This window comes from Klenkia sp. PcliD-1-E (assembly GCF_024124375.1).
Classification (GTDB): Bacteria; Actinomycetota; Actinomycetes; order Mycobacteriales; family Geodermatophilaceae; genus Klenkia.
The window spans coordinates 1-1,240 of sequence record NZ_JAMXRZ010000256.1; the positions used below are offsets into that span (position 1 = coordinate 1).

Here is a 1,240-nt window from a genome sequence, read left to right on the forward strand (position 1 = left end):
CTCGGTGTCAACCGGTCGTTGCATCACCCCAGCTGAGGGGTGGGGCTCGTGGCGACTCGGGCGAACATGCGGGTGTTCTGGTCGGGGATCGCTGAGGGGCTGACCGTTGCGTCAGCCTCTCAGCGGGCCCGGGTCGGGGATGCGACTGGTCGGGGCTGGTTCCGGGAAGCTGGCGGGGTGCCACCGCTGCCCACTGATGATCCCTCGGGTCGGTTCCTGTCGTTGACCGAGCGGGAGGAGATCGCGATCGGGATCGCCTCAGGTGCCTCGGCCCGGCAGATCGCCGCTGGGCTGGGCCGGGCGTCCTCCACCGTCAGTCGCGAGCTGGGGCTGTGGGCGCTGGCCCATCCGGGCCGGCCCTACCGGGCGGTGGCCGCCCAGCGTGATGCCGAGGCCCGAGGGGCGCGGCCCAAGCCGCTGAAGCTGGCTCACGAGCCGCTGCGGGAGCGGGTGCAGGCCGACCTGGAACGCAGGTACTCCCCGCGGCAGATCGCCATGCGCCTGGCGCTGGAGTTCCCCGAAGAGCCGGCGATGCGGGCCTCCCACGAGGCGATCTACCAGACCCTCTACATCCAAGGCCGCGGACTGCTGCGCCGAGAACTCACCACCTGCCTGCGCACCGGGCGGGCCATCCGCCGCCCCCGCCGCCGCACCGACGCCCGCTCCGATCCCGACCGCCGCATCCCCGGCAAGGTCATGATCAGTGAACGGCCCGCCGAGGTCGAAGACCGCGCCGTGCCCGGGCACTGGGAAGGCGACCTCATCGCCGGGCGAGCCAACCGGTCCTTCATCGGCACCCTGGTCGAGCGCACCACCCGCTTCTGCCTGCTGCTGCACCTACCCGCCAGAAAACCCGACCCGGTGGCGCTGCAAGAGGCGATCGTGGCCGCGATGGGTCAGCTGCCCAAGCACCTGCGGCTGTCCCTGACCTGGGACCAAGGCCTGGAGATGCGCCGCCACGCCCAGATCACCCTGGCCGCTGACCTGCCCATCTACTTCTGCGACCCGCACTCACCATGGCAACGCGGCAGCAACGAGAACACCAACGGACTGCTGCGCCAGTACTTCCCCAAAGGCACCGACCTGGGCGTGCACACCCCCACGGACCTGGCGGTGGTCGCCGCCGAACTCAACGGACGACCCCGCCAGACCCTCGGATGGAGAACCCCCGCAGAAGCCCTCAACGACCTACTCTCAGCCCCTCAACCAACCGGTGATGCAACGACCGGTTGAACCCACC

1 protein-coding gene is annotated in these 1,240 nt (G+C 70.5%); it reads left to right on the forward strand.

Features of this window, described 5'->3' with window-relative positions:
- The first annotated feature begins 177 nt into the window (after positions 1-177).
- The gene (locus tag NH342_RS23000; RefSeq protein ID WP_253018706.1) at positions 178-1,233 is read left to right on the forward strand and encodes an IS30 family transposase; all 1,056 of its coding nucleotides are present in this window, start codon (positions 178-180) and stop codon (positions 1,231-1,233) included.
- Positions 1,234-1,240 lie beyond the last annotated feature (7 nt).